This is a genomic window from Spirosoma terrae (genome assembly GCF_010435915.1).
Taxonomy (GTDB): Bacteria; Bacteroidota; Bacteroidia; order Cytophagales; family Spirosomataceae; genus Spirosoma; species Spirosoma terrae.
The window spans coordinates 113,673-133,460 of sequence record NZ_JAAFZH010000014.1; the positions used below are offsets into that span (position 1 = coordinate 113,673).

The window sequence follows — 19,788 nt, forward strand, 5'->3', positions numbered from 1 at the left end:
CTACAGCGTTCCTTCGCGAACCATACAGAACGTCCTCATTTTTTTACGCCAAAGCTACGTAGTTCGGCATCAATTTGCTGATTCCATCGCTCCTGTGCTGCCTGATTAATGCCGTGGTTTGTTTCACTATCATATATCTCCTGCATTTTGCTCATCTCTCGGTATTGCTCGATAAACTGGTATTGGATAATGCTGTTGTAATCTTCCAGGGTCAGACTGTCGGGCTGGATTTTTCGCTTAAAGCGTTCGGTAATGATTTTTGTTATGTCAAAATGGCGTTGCTCATGATTCAGCGAATAGGGCGTTTTGGCTTCTGCACGGCCCCAAGATGAGTTTTTAAGCATATAAGCTTTGAGTAACAGATTAACATTGATAATGCCATTCTTGACCGAGCTTTTACCTTCATAAGCGAAGCTGGTGAAGACCTCCGCTGCGTATCGGCTCCCCGCTCGCGGAACAGCACGGAAATCGGACCAGGTAAGCTTGCGATCTGGATTATAATAAACAGTATCGTTGTCGGTAATTCGGGAGTCATCGGTAAACGTAACGGTCAGATCCTTGGCCAGTTTTTCGTTCTGGCCAGCTTCCCGATTCATATAATTATTAAGATTAGTAAGGGAAGCAACTAATGCCTGACGTATCGTAGTGCCGATAACGTCGATTTGGCCAAGTGGACGAGTATATTTAGCCGTACTACGATATTCGGTTAGGCGGGTGCTAGTTTCAGCGCCAGAATCATCGTTGCCCAGTAGCTTAAACGCTACAAAAAAGGCAATGTTGCCGGTAACTCGATTCCCTACTGCCGTTTCAGTAACCTTACATTCCCGAATGCGAACCGCAATCGGACGTAGTGACCGATTCTGTTTTAGATTCTGATTGATAAACGTACGAAAACTGTTTACTACTCCTCCTTGCAAATCGACAGGTTGAGGTGGTTGGTTCAGCACCAGAGCTAATCGGGCAATGGCGCCTTTTTCACTACGTTGATCTGTGATGGTAGCGATATGAAATTCCTTAGGCGTGAAGGAAATTGGTTGAGGGGCAAGGCGAATCGTGGTGGTAGGAGACTGAAATGAAAACAGACTCAGCAGAAACAATCCGCATAGAATTTTATGCATCCAATTTGACGTGGTCTTTATTAATTGCCAGAAAGCCTCCCGAATATACAATTTGGGAGGCTTTCTGGCAATAGTAATTTAGAGGATTGATTTACTCGATCAGCATAGCTTTGCCGCTTGCTACGTCGTTCTCAACCGTTTTGAATTTAACGTCTCGTTTAACCGATCCGTCGGCATATTGTACGTTAACGCGAGCGTTGCGGTCGAGCTTAGCGACGCGTACTGGCTGACGTGGCGGCATTGGCGGGGCTCCGGCGCCCATAGCATCGTTCTCGGCCATCCGACGAGCATATTCTTCCGGACCTGTTGCCAGATGATCGTCATCGAAATCTTCCATATTCGTATGCAACTCAGGTTGAGGCTCTGGACGACGTTGGGCTGGTGCCTGGCGAATCTCCTGCTCCACTTCTTCTGCCTGAGCCGGAATATCCGCTTTGGTCAGGAAGCTAATCGTATCAAAATTAACTTTGTTCAGGAAGCGCTTAAACAGCTCGACCGATTCGAATTTGTAAACGAGCAACGGATCTTTCTGCTCAAATACGGCATTCTGCACGGACTGTTTCAGGTCGTCCATTTCGCGGAGGTGTTCTTTCCACTCCTGGTCAATGACAGAAAGCGTAACGGCTTTTTCCATCTCCGTAACGAGTTCCCGTCCACTTGTTTCTACGGCTTTACGAAGATCAGCAACAACTGTAAGTTCGTGTAAACCATCGGAGAAAGGAACAACAATATTTTTAATCTGATGCCCCTGTTCATTGAATACCTGATTCAGAACAGGTAGTGCTTTGTCGGCTATAGCGAGGTTCTTTGCCTGATATTGTTCTTCCGTTTCTTCATAGAGTCGACGAACCTGATCAGCTTTTTTCAGACGGTTGAATTCATCGCCAGTTAGTTGTGGCTGAAAACCAAGCGTAGTCAACAACTGAAGTTTTACTTCGTCGTAGTTGCCTTCCGAATTATTGACGGTTTCTTCTACTACGTCGTACATCGTATTGGCAATGTCGAGCGGTAACCGATCGCCAAACAACGCATTCCGACGACGTTTGTAGATGGCCTCACGCTGGTAGTTCATTACGTCGTCATATTCCAGCAAACGCTTCCGAATGCCGAAGTTGTTTTCCTCGACTTTTTTCTGCGCCCGCTCAATCGACTTGGTAATCATAGAGTGCTGGATAACTTCGCCTTCTTCCAGCCCCATGCGGTCCATTACTTTGGCAATACGTTCTGAGCCGAACAAGCGCATCAGACTATCTTCCAGCGAAACAAAGAACTGCGACGTACCAGGGTCACCCTGACGACCAGCCCGACCACGTAACTGCCGGTCAACTCGGCGCGATTCGTGGCGTTCCGTACCGATAATAGCCAGACCACCCGCAGCTTTAGATTCTGGCGTCAGTTTAATGTCCGTACCACGACCCGCCATGTTCGTAGCAATCGTTACGGTGCCTGGCATACCTGCCGATGCTACAATTTCAGCTTCTCGTTGGTGGTATTTCGCATTTAGAACCTGGTGCTGAATCTTACGCATTGTCAGCATCCGGCTTAGCAACTCAGAGTTTTCTACTGAAGTTGTACCAACCAGTACTGGGCGGCCTTTTTCAACCAGGCTGGTGATTTCGTCTGCCACAGCATTGTATTTTTCCCGGACCGAACGATATACTTTGTCTTCCTGGTCTTTTCGGCTGATGGTGCGGTTGGTTGGAATAACCACTACGTCCATTTTATAGATTTGCCAGAATTCAGACGCTTCTGTTTCAGCTGTACCGGTCATACCGGCCCGTTTGTGATACATCCGGAAGTAGTTTTGAAGCGTCACAGTCGCATAGGTCTGAGTCGCATCCTCAACCTTTACGTTCTCCTTAGCTTCAACCGCCTGGTGCAAACCGTCCGACCAACGACGACCTTCCATGATACGTCCCGTTTGCTCATCAACTATTTTTACCTTACCGTCCATGATAACGTATTCCGTATCACGTTCAAACAGACAGTATGCTTTCAATAGCTGATTGACGGTGTTGATCCGCTGCGTTTTTACAGCGTAGTCGCGGACAACAGCTTCTTTATGCAGAATTTTTTCCTGCTCAGAGAAATCGCTATCCTTATCAATGGCGTTCAAATCAATGGACAGATCGGGAAGAATGAAGAAATTAGGATCTTCACCTGAACCCGTAATGAAATCGATCCCTTTTTCGGTCAGATCAATGCTGTTGTGCCGCTCATCAATCGTGAAATAAAGTGGAGCATCGGCTTCCGGCATTAATTTCTGATTCTCTGCCAAGTAGATGGCTTCTGTTTTTTGTAGAAGCGCTTTATTACCCGTTTCACTCAAAAACTTGATCAGCGGTTTATGTTTCGGCAAACCACGGAAAGCCCGGAACAATGATAAACCTCCTTCTTTTTCATCACCAGCGGCAATTTTCTTCTTCGCGTCGTTCAGATAGTCATAGACTAGCTTACGCTGTGCTTCCACAACGCGAGATACACGCGGTTTCAGCTCAATGTAATCCTGCTCATCACCGCGAGGTACTGGACCGCTGATAATTAATGGTGTTCGGGCGTCATCAATTAAAACGGAGTCAACCTCATCAACCATCGCGTAATGGTGTTTCCGCTGAACCAGCTCGCCCGTTTCGCGGGCCATGTTATCGCGCAGATAATCAAAACCGAATTCGTTATTGGTACCATACGTAATATCGGCAAGATAAGCCTGCTTACGGGCAACCGAATTGGGCTGATGTTTATCGATGCAGTCGACGCGAAGACCGTGGAACTCGAACAACGGAGCCATCCATTCGGAGTCACGTTTCGCCAGGTAATCGTTCACCGTTACGATATGTACACCACGACCCGCCAGACCATTCAGGAAAGCGGGGAACGTAGCAACCAGGGTTTTACCTTCACCGGTGGCCATTTCCGCAATTTTACCCTGGTGAAGAACAACACCACCAATAATCTGTACATCATAATGGACCATATCCCACTTGACAGATGTACCGGCAGCATCCCAGCGATTAGCCCAGTGAGCCAGCTCGCCATCGATTACTACATTTCGTTTACGGATCGCGATCTCACGATCAAAATCGTTGGCTGTAACCGTAATCTGCTCATTTTCGGTAAACCGACGGGCGGTTTCTTTAACAACAGCAAACGCTTTTGGTAAAATCACCATCAGGACCCGCTCCAGCTCTGTATTCCGATCGGCCTCCAGTTTATCGATCTGGTTAAAGAGACGTTCTTTTTCATTGACATCCACATCGGGATGATTGGCAGCTTCACTGAGTTCGACCAATTGATTGTCGATATCGCCTAACTCCTCAGCGATCTGTGCTTTAAGTTCGGCTGATACGCGACGAAGCTCATCGTTGGAAAGGTCTTTTAACCGGGCAAACTCGGCATTCACCTTTTCAACATAAGGAAGCAATTCCTTAATGTCTCGTTGCGATTTAGTACCGAAAAACTTAGCTATCAGATTAATCATATTTTCGGGAAATAATTAGCAGCTCTAAGAATTATGTTTTTTTGTAGCTGTTTGTAAATATGCCTGTACTTACTTTTTTAGCAGCTATTATTTTTCTACAAATTTAGTGCATTAAGATGGGACTACAAGGTAAGATAGCCCTTGATAGACACAGCTTACTAAGTGGGAACTTGCTTTTACAAGGAATCTATTACTTTTGCGGATCAAATATTGGCCCAATAGCCACTGTTTATGCTTACCACCGACAAATTGTCACGTTTTACTCGTTGTATAAAGCCATTTTATATTGGTTTAGTACTATTAGCACTGACATCCACACATCAGGTATTCGCTCAAGCTCCTCGTCAACGTGTTGACCAACTAAGTGATGAAGACGTAATGAATTTTTATAAAAGAGGGCAATCCAGTGGTCTAACAGAAGCTCAAATTGAACAGGCGGCTATGTCGCAGGGATATACACTGGATGATATTGCCAAGATGCGGAAACGCATTAACGATCTTCGCACTCGTCAAACAATTCCCCAAAGCCAAACGCAAACGAGTGGTTATCGAGGCCGAACGCTGCCTGATGACATATCCCGACGTATTGACTCCTTACCTACAACAGAAGGACGTAGAGACACAACCAAAAAGCTAAAAGTTTTTGGGGCATCGCTTTTTGAAAATGCCAATCTGTCATTTGAACCAAATTTACGTATTGCTACACCCCGTAGCTATATAGTTGGTCCCGATGATGAGATTCGAGTCGATATTGCAGGCGCTTCCACAGGTGACTTTGATTTGAAAGTGACACCAGATGGAACAGTAAAAGTGCCTAATCTGCCTCCTATTTTTGTAGCAGGGCTTACTGTAGAGCAGGCCGAACAGCGAATAATTACTCGTTTACGGCAAGGCGGCTACCAGGGACTTGGGCAGCCTGGTAGCGGGACTACAGCGAACGTAACATTGACAAATATCCGTAGTATACGTGTAACATTGGTTGGCGAAGTTGTTCATCCAGGCACGTATACTATATCATCGTTGGGTACTGCTTTCAATGCGCTTTATCTGGCGGGGGGGCCAAATCCAGAAACCGGATCTTTTCGTAAGATTAATATCATCCGTGGCAACCGGGTCATACGTACTATCGATTTGTATGATTTTATCTTGCGAGCCGATCAGCGGGATAATATCCGTTTGCAGGATCAAGACGTAATACGGGTAGCTGATTACGAAACTCGGGTTGAATTAACGGGAGAAGTACGTCGCCCTGCTATTTTTGAAATGTTACCTGGTGAAACGCTGAAAAATTTGCTTAGTTACGCGGGTGGCTTTGGCGATGATGCTTACCGAGCCTCTATCACCCTTCGACGCAATACCTCTAGGGAACGTAGAATCGTTACGATCACTGAAGATCAGCTAGCTAACTTTATGCCTCAACGTGGAGACAAGTATTTTGTCGGTAAAATTCTTGAACGTTACGAAAACCGAGTTCAGATAGCTGGTGCGGTAATGCGTCCAGGGGATTACGCACTAGAGCCTGGGTTGGAAACAGTGAAGCAGTTGGTCGAACGGGCAGAGGGATTGCGTAAAGATGCATTTACGAATCGGGCTACGATCCTACGGGAACGAGCTGATATGGACCGCGAGAATTTATCATTTGATTTGGGCAAGCTATTGCGTGGAGAAATTTCGGATATTACACTTCAGCGGCAAGACAGTTTAACGGTTCTATCTATTCGGGATTTACGTGAAGAGTACTATGTCATTGTTGAAGGGGCAGTCAATAAGCCAGACACAATTCCTTTTGTTAATAATTTGAGTGTTGCTGATCTAATTGCGCAGGCAGGTGGTTTTCAGGAAGGAGCTAAGCCAAGCTTGATTGAGGTATCACGACGTATTCGGCAGGATTCATCGGGAATCCGCCCAACGGTATTAGATATATATCGCTTTGCCATAGATCGTAATTTGCAGATTAGCCCGCTGGATAGTAGCTCACGGAATTCTGCTGGATTTCAGCTACAGCCATTTGACATTGTCTACGTCCGTACATCAGCCAATTATGAAGCACAACGGCAGGTAAACGTATCAGGTGAAGTGATGCAGCCCGGGAACTATGCAATATTTAGCCGCGAAGAGCGCATTAGTGATATTATTAAACGAGCTGGTGGACTAAAACCTGAAGCCTATTTAGCAGGTGCCCGTATTCTTAGAAAAGGAGAAGTAATCGGTAACGATTTGCGAAATGTACTTACTGACCCAGGGGCGGAAGAAAATCTATTACTTCAGGATGGCGATACATTGGTTATAGCTCGCCGGTCCGAAATAGTCTCCATACAGGGTGGTGTTCTTAATCCATCCGCTGTCAGTTTTAAGTCTGATTATAAATTTGGTGATTACATCAGTGAAGCTGGCGGTTATACTGATAATGCACGGAAAAGTAAGGCTTATGTAATCTATCCAAATGGACGCAAAGATCGGACCCACAAGTTTCTATTCTTTACATCAAGGCCAGAAGTTGAACCTGGTTCAACAGTAGTAGTACCTTTTAAGCCATTGGATAATAACAAATTAACTCCAGCAGAACGAATAGGGATATTCTCTTTACTTGCGACTGTGTCTATTGCTTTAATTAATGTATTAGTTCGTTAATGACTTTCTAAATACTTATGTCAGTTATTGAAACAAAAAAGAAGGAAAGCGTTGATGAGGACGAAATCGAGATTCGATTAAGTGAGATTTTGCTGTTTTTGAGGAATAAACGATGGAATATTATCGCTTTTTCTATTATAGGTATATTAATAGGTGCGCTATTTGCCTTTAGTAAACCTAATCAATATATCTCTCAAATTATAGTATTACCAGAGATTCAAACAAAAAATGCAGGATTAAGTGGGTTAGGCTCTTTAGCTGGACTTGCAGGTATTGATATAAATAGTATGTCTGGAGGAAGTGTAGATGCAATAAGGCCAGATATTTACCCGGATGTTTTGAGCAGTGTGCCATTTGCCCTATATATTTTAGAGCAGCCAGTTTATTATTCAGTATTAAAAAAAGAAGTATCCTTAAAAGAGTTTTTCAAACAGCAAAGTCAAAAAGGTATAATTAGTAAATTGTTTTTTAAAAGTTATGATGACAAGTCAATAGAAAAGTATAATACTAAAAATATAGGCCCTACGATTCAACTTACAGATGAACAAGAAAATTTGGTAAAACAGATACAGACATCTGTAGTAGCCACATTTGATAAGAAAACAGGTATGATTAAGATTTCTGTTATTCTACCTGACCAAATAGTGGCAGCTATAGTAGCGCGCTTATCTTTGGAATACTTAACGGAGTATATTACTAGCTATCGAACTGAAAAAGCCAGAAATCAAGTGGCTTTTTTGTCTAAACAAGTATCAGAGGCTAAAAGCAAGTACGAAGTTGCAGAGTACAACTTATCAAACTATCGTGATAAGAATCGTAGTTTATTCTTAAATACTGCAAAAATAGAAGAGCAAAGGTTACAGGCCGAGTTTTTACTCTCTCAAACAGTCTATAATGATTTATCTAAACAATTAGAACAAGCTAAAATCAAAGTAGAAGAAGAGTCACCAATCTTTAAAATACTAGAACCAGCTCAAGTTCCATTGAAAAAATATGCCCCTAAACGCAGTTTAATAATATTAGGGTTTACTATAGCGGCTACTATAATAGGCCTTATTTTCTATGGAATACGTGAATTTTCTTTCAAATTTAAATAATTAATTTTGTGAAAACTGCGCTTATATGTGGTGTTTCGGGTCAGGATGGTGCGTATTTAGCGAGTCTACTGCTGAAAAAAGGATATAAAGTTTTTGGTGGATCTCGCGACGCCCAGATGTCGTCATTTACTAGTCTAGTGCATTTAGGAATTCGGAAAGAAGTAGAAGCGGTTTCTATCAGTATAAATGATTTTCGTTCAGTATTACAAACCCTACAACGAACTAAGCCTGATGAAGTATACAATTTAGCAGGTCAAAGTTCTGTAGGACTTTCATTTGATCAACCTGTTGAAACCCTAGAAAGTATAAGTGTTGGAACACTTAACTTACTAGAAGCGATACGATTTGTGGGAAATCCAATTCGTTTTTACAATGCTGGATCAAGTGAATGTTTTGGTGACACTGGGAATTACGCAGCGGATGAAGTAACCCCTTTTCGGCCTCGTAGCCCATATGGTGTTGCTAAAGCAGCCGCGTTTTGGCAGGTAGCAAACTATAGGGAGGCTTATGAATTACATGCAAGCACTGGGATTCTATTTAATCACGAATCACCACTAAGACCTGAAAGGTTTGTGACTCAAAAAATTGTTACAACCGCATGCCGTATAGCATGTGGTAGTAAAGAAATGCTTACTCTGGGAAACATTGATATAGCGCGGGATTGGGGCTGGGCTCCAGATTATGTTGAAGCAATGTGGTTGATGTTACAGCAATCAATAGCGGATGACTACGTTATTGCTACTGGTTACACTTATGCATTAAAGGATTTCATCAAGGCAACATTTGACTGCCTTAATTTAAATTGGGAAAATTATATAATAAGCGATGCTAGATTTTTTCGGCCAACTGATATAAAGGAAGGCTACGCTAACCCGCAGAAAGCAAAATTAAAATTAAATTGGTCTGCCAAACATACAATGAAACAAGTTGCTGAACTAATGGTAAGCCAGAAAATGGCAACTCTAAAAAGTATGAAATAAAATTTGTGTTATCTATATCTAAAATTTCTTATTCTAAAAAGAATAAGTGTCATAAGTGTATAATAATAAATAATGTTAAAAAGAAAATCCGACATATATAGACTGTTAAAAGGCGTATCATATTCATGGATAAGATTTGTTCTTACTATAGGCATCGGTATTTTTCAAACACCTCTGTTATTTAAGTATTTAAACAAGGAAGAGATTAGCTTTTGGTATATATTTTATGCTTTAGGAGCTTTTTTGCAAATGGCAGATCTAGGATTAGTTCAAACTATTTCAAGACTAATCGCTTACATTGATACTACGAAGGATGATAGATTTGATAACGATTTAATAAGTAAATTAGCATATTATTCAGTTAAGCAAATTTATGCGACTTCTTTAATTTCATTCAGTATAATACTTGTATTAATAGGTACTGTAAGCCTTATAATATATGTACACATTTATGACCTTTCTAAACATTCTATAAATTTAGAAATAAGTTTCCTAATTTATATAATAGGAGTAATTTTTAGCCTAATATCAAATATACCCGCTGCTATATTAATTGGATATAGAGACGTCGGTATAGATAGTGGAATACGTAGTATAAGTCAAATCATATATTTTATTCTTCTATTTTTTTTATTACCACATTATCAATCAATAATATTTGTTACTTCCTGCTTTGCCCTGCAGAATTTTCTCCAATTTTATTCTATACATAAGTTTTTATGTAAGAAGTATAAGCATCAAGTCGATGGAAAAAGTCTTTTCAAATTAGATAATATTAAAATTGATATTGCAAATCAAATATATAAACAATCTTTACCATTAGCACTAACTCAGTTAGGAGCGTGGCTTATTTCTCAAGGGAATATTTTTGTTGCATCAATTATTGTTGGGGCTAACGCAATTTCTGACTACGCTATTAATCAGCAAATATTTTTATATATAACATCTATTTCACTAGTAATAAATCAGTCCTTAGGTCCATTCATCGCTAGGTACCATTCTAAAAATGAAAAGGAAGCAATAAAGTTATTATTCAATAGTACTATGATACTATGTTTATCAATAGTATCTATCCTCATAATTATTGAAATCAATTGTGCGCCAAATATTATGTCTTTATGGGTTGGTTCAGATCACTTCCTAGGAAACTCCTTTAGTATTGTATTTGGAATTATTACATTCTTAGAAGTTCAGCATTCAATAGCTGGTAACTTCGTTTGGAATACAGGTTCATGGCCATTTAATAAATGGACGTTAATTGCAGGCCTTTTAACGGTTGGATTAGGATACTTCTTAGGTAAATATAACGGCTTATTTGGAATAGCGCTTGCTACTCTAATCTCAAGGTTAATTACTTTGAACTGGTATGTAATGTATTATACGCTTAAGCGATTGAATGTACTTTTTTCATCGTATATAAAACAAATATTATTACCTATATTACTAATTACATATGCTACATATTATATGACAAACGTTATATACCAACTTATAAATGAGAATATGACAGATATTGTAAATATATTATTAATAGCTATTCTCTCTTTCATTGTATTTGTTAGTTTAACTGGTATTTTATTTCGGAAGTCTATTCAATTTATTTATAATACAATCGTCTTGCCGAAAATAGAACACAAAATTTAGATAATAATGAATAAGAATATTGTGCTTTTACTTACTGGTACGGTTAATCCCAATAATATGATAATGACAGAACTTCAAGATATCGAAGTTCGTAAAAATGAATATATTAGTGCATTAAGGTTTTGGTTAAAATATACTGATATACCTATAATATTTATAGAAAACTCAAATACTGATATTAGTACTCATTTCATTGATGAAGTGATGGGTGGTAGATTAGAAATGATTACTTTTGATGGAAACAATTATGATAGGCAATTAGGAAAGGGTTACGGAGAGCTACTATGTCTAGAATATGCCTATTCTTTTTCAAAGTTTATTAATCAGTGTGATTTTATATTTAAAGTAACGGGTAGATATAAAGTTTTAAACTTTAAAATTTTCTTTGAAACCTATCTAGCAGAGCCTACAATAAATATCATGGCTGATTTTAAATGGAATCTCTCTTTCGTAGACTCTCGCTTTTTTGGATTTTCAAAAGTCTTTATTTATGATTACCTAATAAATTATAAAAATGTGATTAATGATAGTGAAGGCATATATTTTGAGCATGCCCTTTCAAAAGCTGTATTAAATTACATTGCGAACGGTCATATTTATAGGCCTTTTGTTACTTTGCCAAGAATCGAAGGTTATAGTGGATCTACTGGAGCTAAATATAAAAGTAATTATTTCCATTGGTTACGCTATAAGTATAAATACTATATTAAGTATAAAAGTTTTGGCTTAGGTAATTTGCCCTGGATATAATCAACTGATTGATAAAAAACAATTTATGAAATTAGTTTCTATAATTACGGTGTGTTACAATAGTGAAAAAACTATTATCCAAACAATAGAATCTGTACTAAGGCAGACATATCCAAATATTGAATATTTAATTATAGATGGAAATTCTACAGACAATACGTTAAAAATAATAAAAGAATATGCCTCACAATATCCTAATACTATAAGCTATATATCTGAGCCAGATAAAGGTATTTACAATGCCATGAATAAAGGCCTTTTTTTAGCTAAAGGAGAGTTAATAGGAATAATAAATAGTGATGATTGGTATGAAGAAAGAACTGTAGAATTTGCGATAGAGGCTTTCATGGCGCATGGGGATGCTGTATTCCATGGTATTCAAAGAACTTTTCATCAAGATGAGATTATAGGTTTACAATGTAATATGGCAAATCAACTTAGCCACAAGATGATAGAGCATCCTACCTGTTTCTTGCCAAAATCATTTTATTGTAATTATGGAAAGTTTGACGAATCACTTAAATATGTTGGAGATTATGAACTCATGTTGCGTTTAAAGAAGAATAATGTAAAGTTCATAGCTATAGAAAAAGTTCTGGCGAATTTTCGAGAGGGGGGAGCTTCTCATAATTTTAAAGCGGTATTAGAGAACTACAGTTTATGGCTAAAATTAGGTCTTATGTCTCGTAACAAGTATATTTACAGATACGTAATGGATCATGTTCGGCTTTGGCTTAAATGGATTCGTAAGAAGAATTTTGTGTGAAAGTAATTGTATTTTAAATCATGGATAATACAGTTTTTGTTAATGCCCGATTTCTTACACAACCTATAACAGGTACTCAACGCTTTGCTATTGAGTTATGCCGAGAATTAAAAAAAATTCGGCCAGACATAGTTTTAGTTGCTCCCAATAAAATTTTGCATAACGATATTGCGCAAGAGCTGGACGTTAAAATTATTGGAAGAATTAAAAAAGGTATTATTTGGGAGCAAATTGAATTACCTATACTTTTACGTAAATATAAAAATCCACTTCTTATTAATTTATGTAATTTAGCACCTATTTTATATAGAAATAATATTGTATCAGTTTTAGATTTGTCTTTTCATTTACATCCTGAATGGTTTTCATACACTTTTTCTTTTTTATACAATTTTTTTATTCCTAAGGCTGTTTCGAAAGCAAAACACGTTATTACAATAAGTAAAAGTTCAAAAAACGATATAATTAAATACTTTAAAGTTGAAGAAAAAAAAGTAGATATCGTTTATCCAAGTGTATCAAATCAATTTATAAATCCACCTGTAATTAAAGTTGCTAATACGTACGGTAAATATATATTAGCGGTTTCTTCTATAGATCCTAGGAAAAATTTTATTGGTCTAATTAAAGCATATAAAGCTTGTAAATTTACTGATACAAAATTATTGATTGTTGGTTCAGAGCATAAGGTGTTTGCTAATAGTGAAATAAAGACAGAAGTTGCTAATGATAAAAATATTATTTTTACAGGATATATAAATGATGAAGAGTTAGTTAATCTTTATCAAAATGCCTTAGTATTTGCATATCCTTCTTTTTTTGAGGGCTTTGGCATTCCCCCCTTAGAAGCTATGGCATGCGGATGTCCAACACTCGTTTCTAACACAACTAGTTTGCCCGAAGTCTGTGGGGACGCGAGTCTATATGTAGATCCTAATGATATTAATAGTATAAAAGAAGGTTTGGAAAGTATTTTTAATAATGATGAATTAAGAGCTTATTTAATAAATGAGGGATACAAACAAATACTAAAATTTAATTGGTATCAATCAGCTATGCACTTAAATAACATTATCTCTTCTTTATCCGAAGATTCGAGAAGAGCTATTTAAATGTCAAAATTATATTCAGAATATGACAGAAGCGTTTGATGGAATATTAAAATTTAATATATGGTTACTGATATTAGATGCTATACTTATATTCTTTTTCTTAGGGCAATGGTATATTGAATATAAAAGAACTGGTAGGTATATTGATTTTTGGCATTTCAATCTATTCTTAGTTTTCTTTATACCTGTATTAGTGATGTATCCTTTTAGCAGTTCTATACTAAATATTTGGACTGTATGGGGGCTTTCTAACCTATATACAATTGAGAGCAAAGTTAATGAAGCTTATATTATAACTCTATTAGGATTTTCAGGCGTTTATATTGGTAAATTTGCGTATGATATTAAACGTCCAATAAAGGCATTTGAGATTATTATCGCTTTTTTTGCAAATACTTTAGGTCGTTTTTTTTTGAAAATAGCTCAGAGCCAGAGAATATCTAGGTATTTTGCCTGCATATATATATTTGTCTTATTTTCTTTTGTGGTTTTTATAGCAACAGCTGGATTGATAACAAACCCAAGAGAATTTTTTATGCTTAATACAAAATATGCTCCAATATATACTTTTATATTATCTACGTTTGATGTAGTATTTTATATCTTATCGACCAGAGTATTGCAATATGGAAAGAGAAATGATTTATTTTTATTTTCAACATTAATTTTATTCGGATTTTTTTTGGGAGTCCGCGCACCATTAATATTAAATAGCTTAAGCTTTGGTGTATTGTATGTAATATATAAAAAGAATGGTTATTTACCTATTTCTAAGGTTTTGTTAACCATATTTTTTACTTTAATTATTGTTATGGGCCTTTCTTTTATTAGAAATAGTAATAAAGGGTATGATCTAAACTTTGAAATCGCTGCGCAAGCTTTTTTGCCTGAAATATTTTATGGAAATACTTTTTCTGATATACGTGATTTTAGTTGGGTTTTAGGTTATTGGAATGGGGACTTGTATTGGGGGCTTAGTTATTTTGCTGCAATAGTATCTTTTATCCCTTCTTCCCTATACCCTATTCGTGATCTTTATGGAATAGGTAAAATAACAGTTAATACTGCTGGTTTAGATGCATCTACTCATCCAGGTCTTAGAATGGGTATGTTTGGAGAGATGTATATAAATTTTGGACTAATAGGCGTAATAGCTTTTGGTATAATGTGGGGATATATTCAAAGAAGATTAGACGTTCTAACAAAACGATTTTCATCAAATGGTAATGTAATTAGAGCCGGTAGTGTACTAATATATTCTAGTTTCATTTCTTATTTTACTGTCTCTGCAGGGTTTTGGGGATTTTATATTACAATATTTCTATTAGTGATATTGTATTTAATAAGCCATATAAATGCCAATTCTTGAAATTATTAACATAATTGATTTAGTTACAAACCAATAAATAAAACTTTTCCATGTTAGAGAAAGAATATAATGAGAAGGAGACTAGCTACTATTTGCATGCACGGCTCGAAATGTTAAAATATATTCCTAGTGATGCAACTATTATACTTGATGTCGGTTGTAGTAGTGGTGAATTTGGTAATGCTATAAAAAAGAAATTGAATTGTATTGTCTGGGGGATAGAGCCAGATAAACAATCCTCCGAAAGAGCCGATTTAGTACTAGATAAAGTTTTTAACGGTTTTTTTGAAGATGGTGTTAACTTTTTTGGTCAAAAATTCGACTGTATAATATTTAATGACGTCCTAGAGCATCTACCTAATCCATTTGAAGCATTGAATCTTTGCAAGAGTTTTTTGAAAAAAAATGGCGTTATTGTAGCCTCTATCCCAAATATAAGATTCTTTGATGCTATGTATCATATAATTCTTCAAAAAGATTTCCAGTATACAAATGCAGGTATTTTTGATAAGACTCATTTGAGGTTTTTTACTAAAAAAAGTACACAGCGTATGTTTATAGAATCTGGTTACCAAATTAAAGCACTTGATGGTATTAATTCAATTAAAGAAATAAATATTAAAGGATATAGGAATTTCAAAATTCTGAATACATTGTTGTTTAATTTTTTGGAAGATATGGAATATCAACAATATGCTGTTGTTGCCGCTGTTTAAATGTTTATTTTAAATTATCTGGAAGAGCTAATTTTAGCTCATTAGGCTGCTTAATTTGCAACCAGTCAATTATCGTTCTAGTTGTGTTGTGCTTTTCCATAAGGTACATTTTCAAGTTAGTAATTTCAATACTACAAGGATTTGGATTACTATTATTCCCGTAAACAAAATCGAAATATAGACCAGGCTTTCTTACAATAAAAGCTATACTTAATTTAGTTTTCTGATTAAAAAAACCATTAATTGGGCTACCAGGTAAAATAACGTCATTAATAGTATAGTCAGTTATACGAAGATAAAATTGGCCGTCAGCATTTAAGTTGTTTGGGTTATTTAGCCTAATGTCACACTCAATAATATATATTCCCGCTTGTTCACTTATAAACTGGGGGATTGGTAGTCTTACTACTTCGATTCCTCCTTTAAGATTAAATTTACTACCATTAACTATTGGAATAACCCTTCCTGAATTATTAGCCCATTTATGAGGAAACTGAAAATTTTCTATAGATTTAGTAATATCTTTATCTTTAGAAAATTTTATATTTGTTCCAATTTGAATATTACCTGAAATCTCATTATAGTCAGCTTCATCTATAAAAACTTTTGCACTTGATTGGTTAATTATTTTATACTGAAATACATCAAAATGATCAATTCCTCTTTTTCTTGCTGTTATATTTGTTAATTTAAATATTCCTGTTTTTGATTTTATGTTTATAACAGTTTGAGGTAAGTACGCATTTAAATTAGTAATACTAACTTCACCAATTATATTCTCACTTGTTTCTATAAAACTATTTCCTGTTTTTTTGTCATATACTGTTCCATTAACGTTATTCAACTGTAATATATTCACTTTGTCTATTTGTATTGGTATATCACAGACATCTGCTGTAATATTATTTAGTTGTGCCCATGCAGAGCCATTACCAAAGTCAGTAAAATGTAAAACGCTTTTATGGCCATAAGCGAATATATTTGTTGCTTGTAGCCCATCGACACGTCCAATCAATAACGCTTCACCATTTTTTTGTATATACTTTTTAGCGTTCGTGCCTTCAGTTGCCCAAAAATCCCAAAAATGTATATTTTCTAACCGACTGACATCGTATAATTTATCAGCACGGATACCAATATTGAATGCTTGGCCAAAAATATTTCTTATATTTAATTGACCACCATTATCAATATTAATACCGTTATAACAGTTTGTTAGCATTATATCTTCAATTTGGATGTTATCTGCCCCAGATGATTCATTTGAGGTTGTTATTGCCCATCCATATTTAATAGGAGTTAAAGAACTTTTTGATTGTTGAGGCCAATAAAATGAAAAACCTTTTATACCGGCGCTCATTTCTATTTTTATTGCAGGGGCGTTTAAATTATTTTTATTGAAATCGATTGATAGTAAAGCAAAGTCTAATCCGAATGCAGCTTTAAATGGAATTTTAGGGCTTCCTTGTAGGGTTACTCCCTTTTTTACAGTAATAGTCTTGGTAATTCTGTAATTACCTTTTGGTACTATAACAATCTTTTTCCCAGAAATATATGCATGATCTATAGCCTTTTGGATGGCATAACTATCATCGGCTATTCCATTTCCCTTTGCCCCATAATTTTTTACATTGATTCCTTGTGATTGATCAGGAGATTTTTTTTTCTCATTAGAAATTTCTTTGAAGGTAAATAAATTTCTAATATCAAAATTTTCTTCGTATCTATTTTCAGTAGATAATGATTTATTCTTGTTTATCGTACTATCGTGAATTAAGACTATTGGCATGGTAAGTCTGGTCTTATTAAATAGCTGTTATTTTCTTAATTTACAAAGAAACTCCAGCTGACATAAGATGTTTTCCGTAAATTATAATTCTGTTAACTATAAGTTAGTTTTGTTTGTGAAATATCCTTTTGGTATACATGAGTATGTTGTCTAGGTGTTTTTTATGCTATTGCATTTAATAATTAGTGTACTTTATTATCTTTTGTGTGTACAAATACTATCTCCTGGTGCTTTTTCTGACCGTAATGTAACATCAATAGATAGATAATATCAAAGCTTTGTAATGTATAAAAATAATTTATACATTGGCAAGGCCATATAGTCATAAACTTTTTTGAGTTTGTAGATTATTTTGTATTTAGCTTATAAGTTAGACTTTTGTAACATGAAAAGAAATCTACTATATTTTGCTTTATTAGTTCCACTAGCATTTGAATCTCAGGTTAAAGCTCAGACCAACTATGTAGCTACTTCACCCTCTTCCATAACTCCCGGATCTGACAACACACTTATAGGAGTAGGTGCAGGTAATCTTAATATGAGTGGAGCAAGTAACCTTTTTGTTGGTAGAGGAACCGGGATAGGAAATATGTCTGGTACTCAAAATGCTTTTTTGGGCGCTTCTGCTGGCAATCAGAATAATTCTGGTCAAAATAATGCATTTATGGGTTACAGTGCTGGATATGGAAATACCTCAGGCAATAATAATACATTTATCGGTTCTGGCTCTGGATATACTAATACTGTTGGCTACAACAATTCATTTATTGGTTACCGATCGGGTTATTTCAATACAATAGGTAATAATAATTCTTTTTATGGCTCTGGGGCTGGTTATGCTAATAAAGAAGGGACTGACAATACCTTTTTAGGTGCAGATGCTGGTGGTGGAAATATTTCTGGAAATTTAAATGTATTCATCGGTTCTCTTTCTGGTGCTGCTAATACAGCAGGTAGTGGAAATACGTTTATAGGAGCGAAAGCTGGACAAGTAAACACTAGTGGAGTTGAAAATACATTTTTAGGTACCTATTCTGGTCAGGCCAATATTTCAGCATCGAGCAATACATTTGTTGGGTATCTGACTGGTTATCAGAACGTAACAGGTTATCAGAATACCTTTATTGGAACACGGGCGGGCTATAGTAATACTTCTGGTCAATCTAATCTATTTATTGGCTTTTTGGCAGGATCTGCTAACAGTTCTGGTGTTGGAAATACCTTTTTAGGCGTCGGTACTGGTTTAGCAAATACGCAAGGGAGTAATAATACATTTATTGGATCTAATTCTGGGGTTAGTAATACTACAGGAGCTTTAAATGTGTTTATTGGTACACAAGCAGGAAATCAAAACCAATCTGGAGGTAATAATTTATTTTTAGGTACGCAAACCGGGTATTATAATGTGAATGGTAATAATAATACATTTTTAGGTAATCGTGCCGGTATGTCCAATAGCTCAGGCAGTACTAATCTTTTTATTGGTGAACAGACTGGGTATTATAATACACAAGGAAGTAATAATGTTTTTTTAGGGCCAAGTGCAGGCTTTGAAAATCAAACAGGCAGTCTTAATACTTTTATTGGAAATGGAGCTGGAGTACCATCTTCAGCGTCTAATTTAAATAATGCCACTGCATTAGGAGCAAATGCGAAAGTAACATCTAGTAATGCACTTATCCTCGGAAATTCTGTCAATGTAGGAATCGGTAACACTGCCCCTAATGCCAAGCTGGAAATCACACACGGGACGGATGGAAATAGTGGTCTTCGTTTTACTAATCTAAAGCGTACAAATACCGCCACACTTCTTAATCAGACTAAATTCCTGACAGTAAATGATCAGGGTGACGTAGTACTTGGTGCTACTGGTCCTAGTGGTGCGCGTGAGGGAGCAAATGATTTATGGGTACAGGAAGGAGAAAACTTACAAAATGCAAATGATGGCGGTGTTGTTATCGGATCTGGAATAACGCAAACTCCTGCTGGATACCGTCTTTACGTAGCAGATGGTATTTTAACCGAGAAAGTCAAGGTTGCGATTAAGTCGACCAATGATTGGTCAGATAAAGTATTCGACGCCAACTATAAACTCCGAAGCTTGTCTGAGGTTGAGTCGTATATAAAATCTAATCAACATTTACCAGGAGTTCCATCGGCTGAGGAAGTCGTTAAAGAAGGTGTAGATGTAGGTAAAATGGATGCCAAGTTGTTGGAAAAGGTTGAGGAGCTTACCCTTTACATGATCCAGTTAAAAAAAGAGAATGAGTTGCTTAAGCGTAAGGCTGTACGCATGGAAAAACAAATCAATGCTTTAAAGCACTCAAACCGAAAATAA

13 protein-coding genes are annotated in these 19,788 nt (G+C 36.7%); 10 read left to right on the forward strand and 3 right to left on the reverse strand.

What is annotated here, in order from left to right; translation table 11 throughout:
• Window positions 1-35: 35 nt before the first annotated feature.
• Together GK108_RS24055 and secA are read right to left on the reverse strand one after the other, a co-directional pair.
• A complete protein-coding gene (locus GK108_RS24055) occupies window positions 36-1,118 on the reverse strand; it encodes a hypothetical protein (protein WP_163953989.1) in 1,083 nt (360 codons plus the stop codon).
• A 91-nt stretch (window positions 1,119-1,209) separates the two neighbouring features.
• Window positions 1,210-4,596 (reverse strand): preprotein translocase subunit SecA, encoded by a 3,387-nt coding sequence (secA, locus tag GK108_RS24060; RefSeq protein ID WP_163953991.1) that lies wholly within the window; start codon window positions 4,594-4,596, stop codon window positions 1,210-1,212.
• A 231-nt stretch (window positions 4,597-4,827) separates the two neighbouring features.
• On the opposite strand from secA, the gene GK108_RS24065 reads away from it, so the two are divergent.
• The 9 genes from GK108_RS24065 (at window position 4,828) to GK108_RS24105 (ending at window position 15,661) form a co-directional block, all read left to right on the forward strand.
• Entirely contained in the window at window positions 4,828-7,227 is a 2,400-nt protein-coding gene (locus tag GK108_RS24065; RefSeq protein WP_163953993.1) for an SLBB domain-containing protein, read from the forward strand.
• A 17-nt stretch (window positions 7,228-7,244) separates the two neighbouring features.
• Window positions 7,245-8,324 carry a Wzz/FepE/Etk N-terminal domain-containing protein gene (locus GK108_RS24070; protein ID WP_163953995.1) on the forward strand — a complete coding sequence of 360 codons (1,080 nt, stop codon included), beginning with the start codon at window positions 7,245-7,247 and terminating at the stop codon, window positions 8,322-8,324.
• Window positions 8,325-8,332: 8 nt separating this feature from the next.
• A complete protein-coding gene (locus tag GK108_RS24075; RefSeq protein WP_163953997.1) occupies window positions 8,333-9,304 on the forward strand; it encodes a GDP-mannose 4,6-dehydratase in 972 nt (323 codons plus the stop codon).
• A gap of 72 nt (window positions 9,305-9,376) precedes the next feature.
• On the forward strand, window positions 9,377-10,948 hold the full coding sequence (locus GK108_RS24080; RefSeq protein ID WP_163953999.1) for a lipopolysaccharide biosynthesis protein: 1,572 nt from the start codon (window positions 9,377-9,379) through the stop codon (window positions 10,946-10,948).
• Window positions 10,949-10,954: 6 nt separating this feature from the next.
• Complete coding sequence (locus GK108_RS24085) at window positions 10,955-11,698, forward strand: hypothetical protein (RefSeq protein ID WP_163954002.1); 744 nt, start codon at window positions 10,955-10,957, stop codon at window positions 11,696-11,698.
• Between the two features lie 25 nt (window positions 11,699-11,723).
• Window positions 11,724-12,464, forward strand: a complete 741-nt coding sequence (locus GK108_RS24090; protein ID WP_163954004.1) for a glycosyltransferase family 2 protein — start codon at window positions 11,724-11,726, stop codon at window positions 12,462-12,464.
• A gap of 20 nt (window positions 12,465-12,484) precedes the next feature.
• Window positions 12,485-13,576, forward strand: a complete 1,092-nt coding sequence (locus GK108_RS24095; RefSeq protein WP_163954006.1) for a glycosyltransferase family 4 protein — start codon at window positions 12,485-12,487, stop codon at window positions 13,574-13,576.
• Window positions 13,577-13,598: 22 nt separating this feature from the next.
• Window positions 13,599-14,945, forward strand: coding sequence for an O-antigen polymerase (locus tag GK108_RS24100; protein WP_163954008.1), 1,347 nt, complete (start codon window positions 13,599-13,601; stop codon window positions 14,943-14,945).
• Between the two features lie 50 nt (window positions 14,946-14,995).
• Entirely contained in the window at window positions 14,996-15,661 is a 666-nt protein-coding gene (locus GK108_RS24105) for a class I SAM-dependent methyltransferase (RefSeq protein ID WP_163954010.1), read from the forward strand.
• Between the two features lie 4 nt (window positions 15,662-15,665).
• Here GK108_RS24105 and GK108_RS24110 read toward each other — a convergent pair whose 3' ends face one another.
• On the reverse strand, window positions 15,666-17,450 hold the full coding sequence (locus tag GK108_RS24110; protein WP_163954011.1) for a glycosyl hydrolase family 28-related protein: 1,785 nt from the start codon (window positions 17,448-17,450) through the stop codon (window positions 15,666-15,668).
• A 385-nt stretch (window positions 17,451-17,835) separates the two neighbouring features.
• Between GK108_RS24110 and GK108_RS24115 the strand changes: the two genes are divergently transcribed.
• Window positions 17,836-19,788, forward strand: a complete 1,953-nt coding sequence (locus tag GK108_RS24115) for a beta strand repeat-containing protein (protein WP_246225146.1) — start codon at window positions 17,836-17,838, stop codon at window positions 19,786-19,788.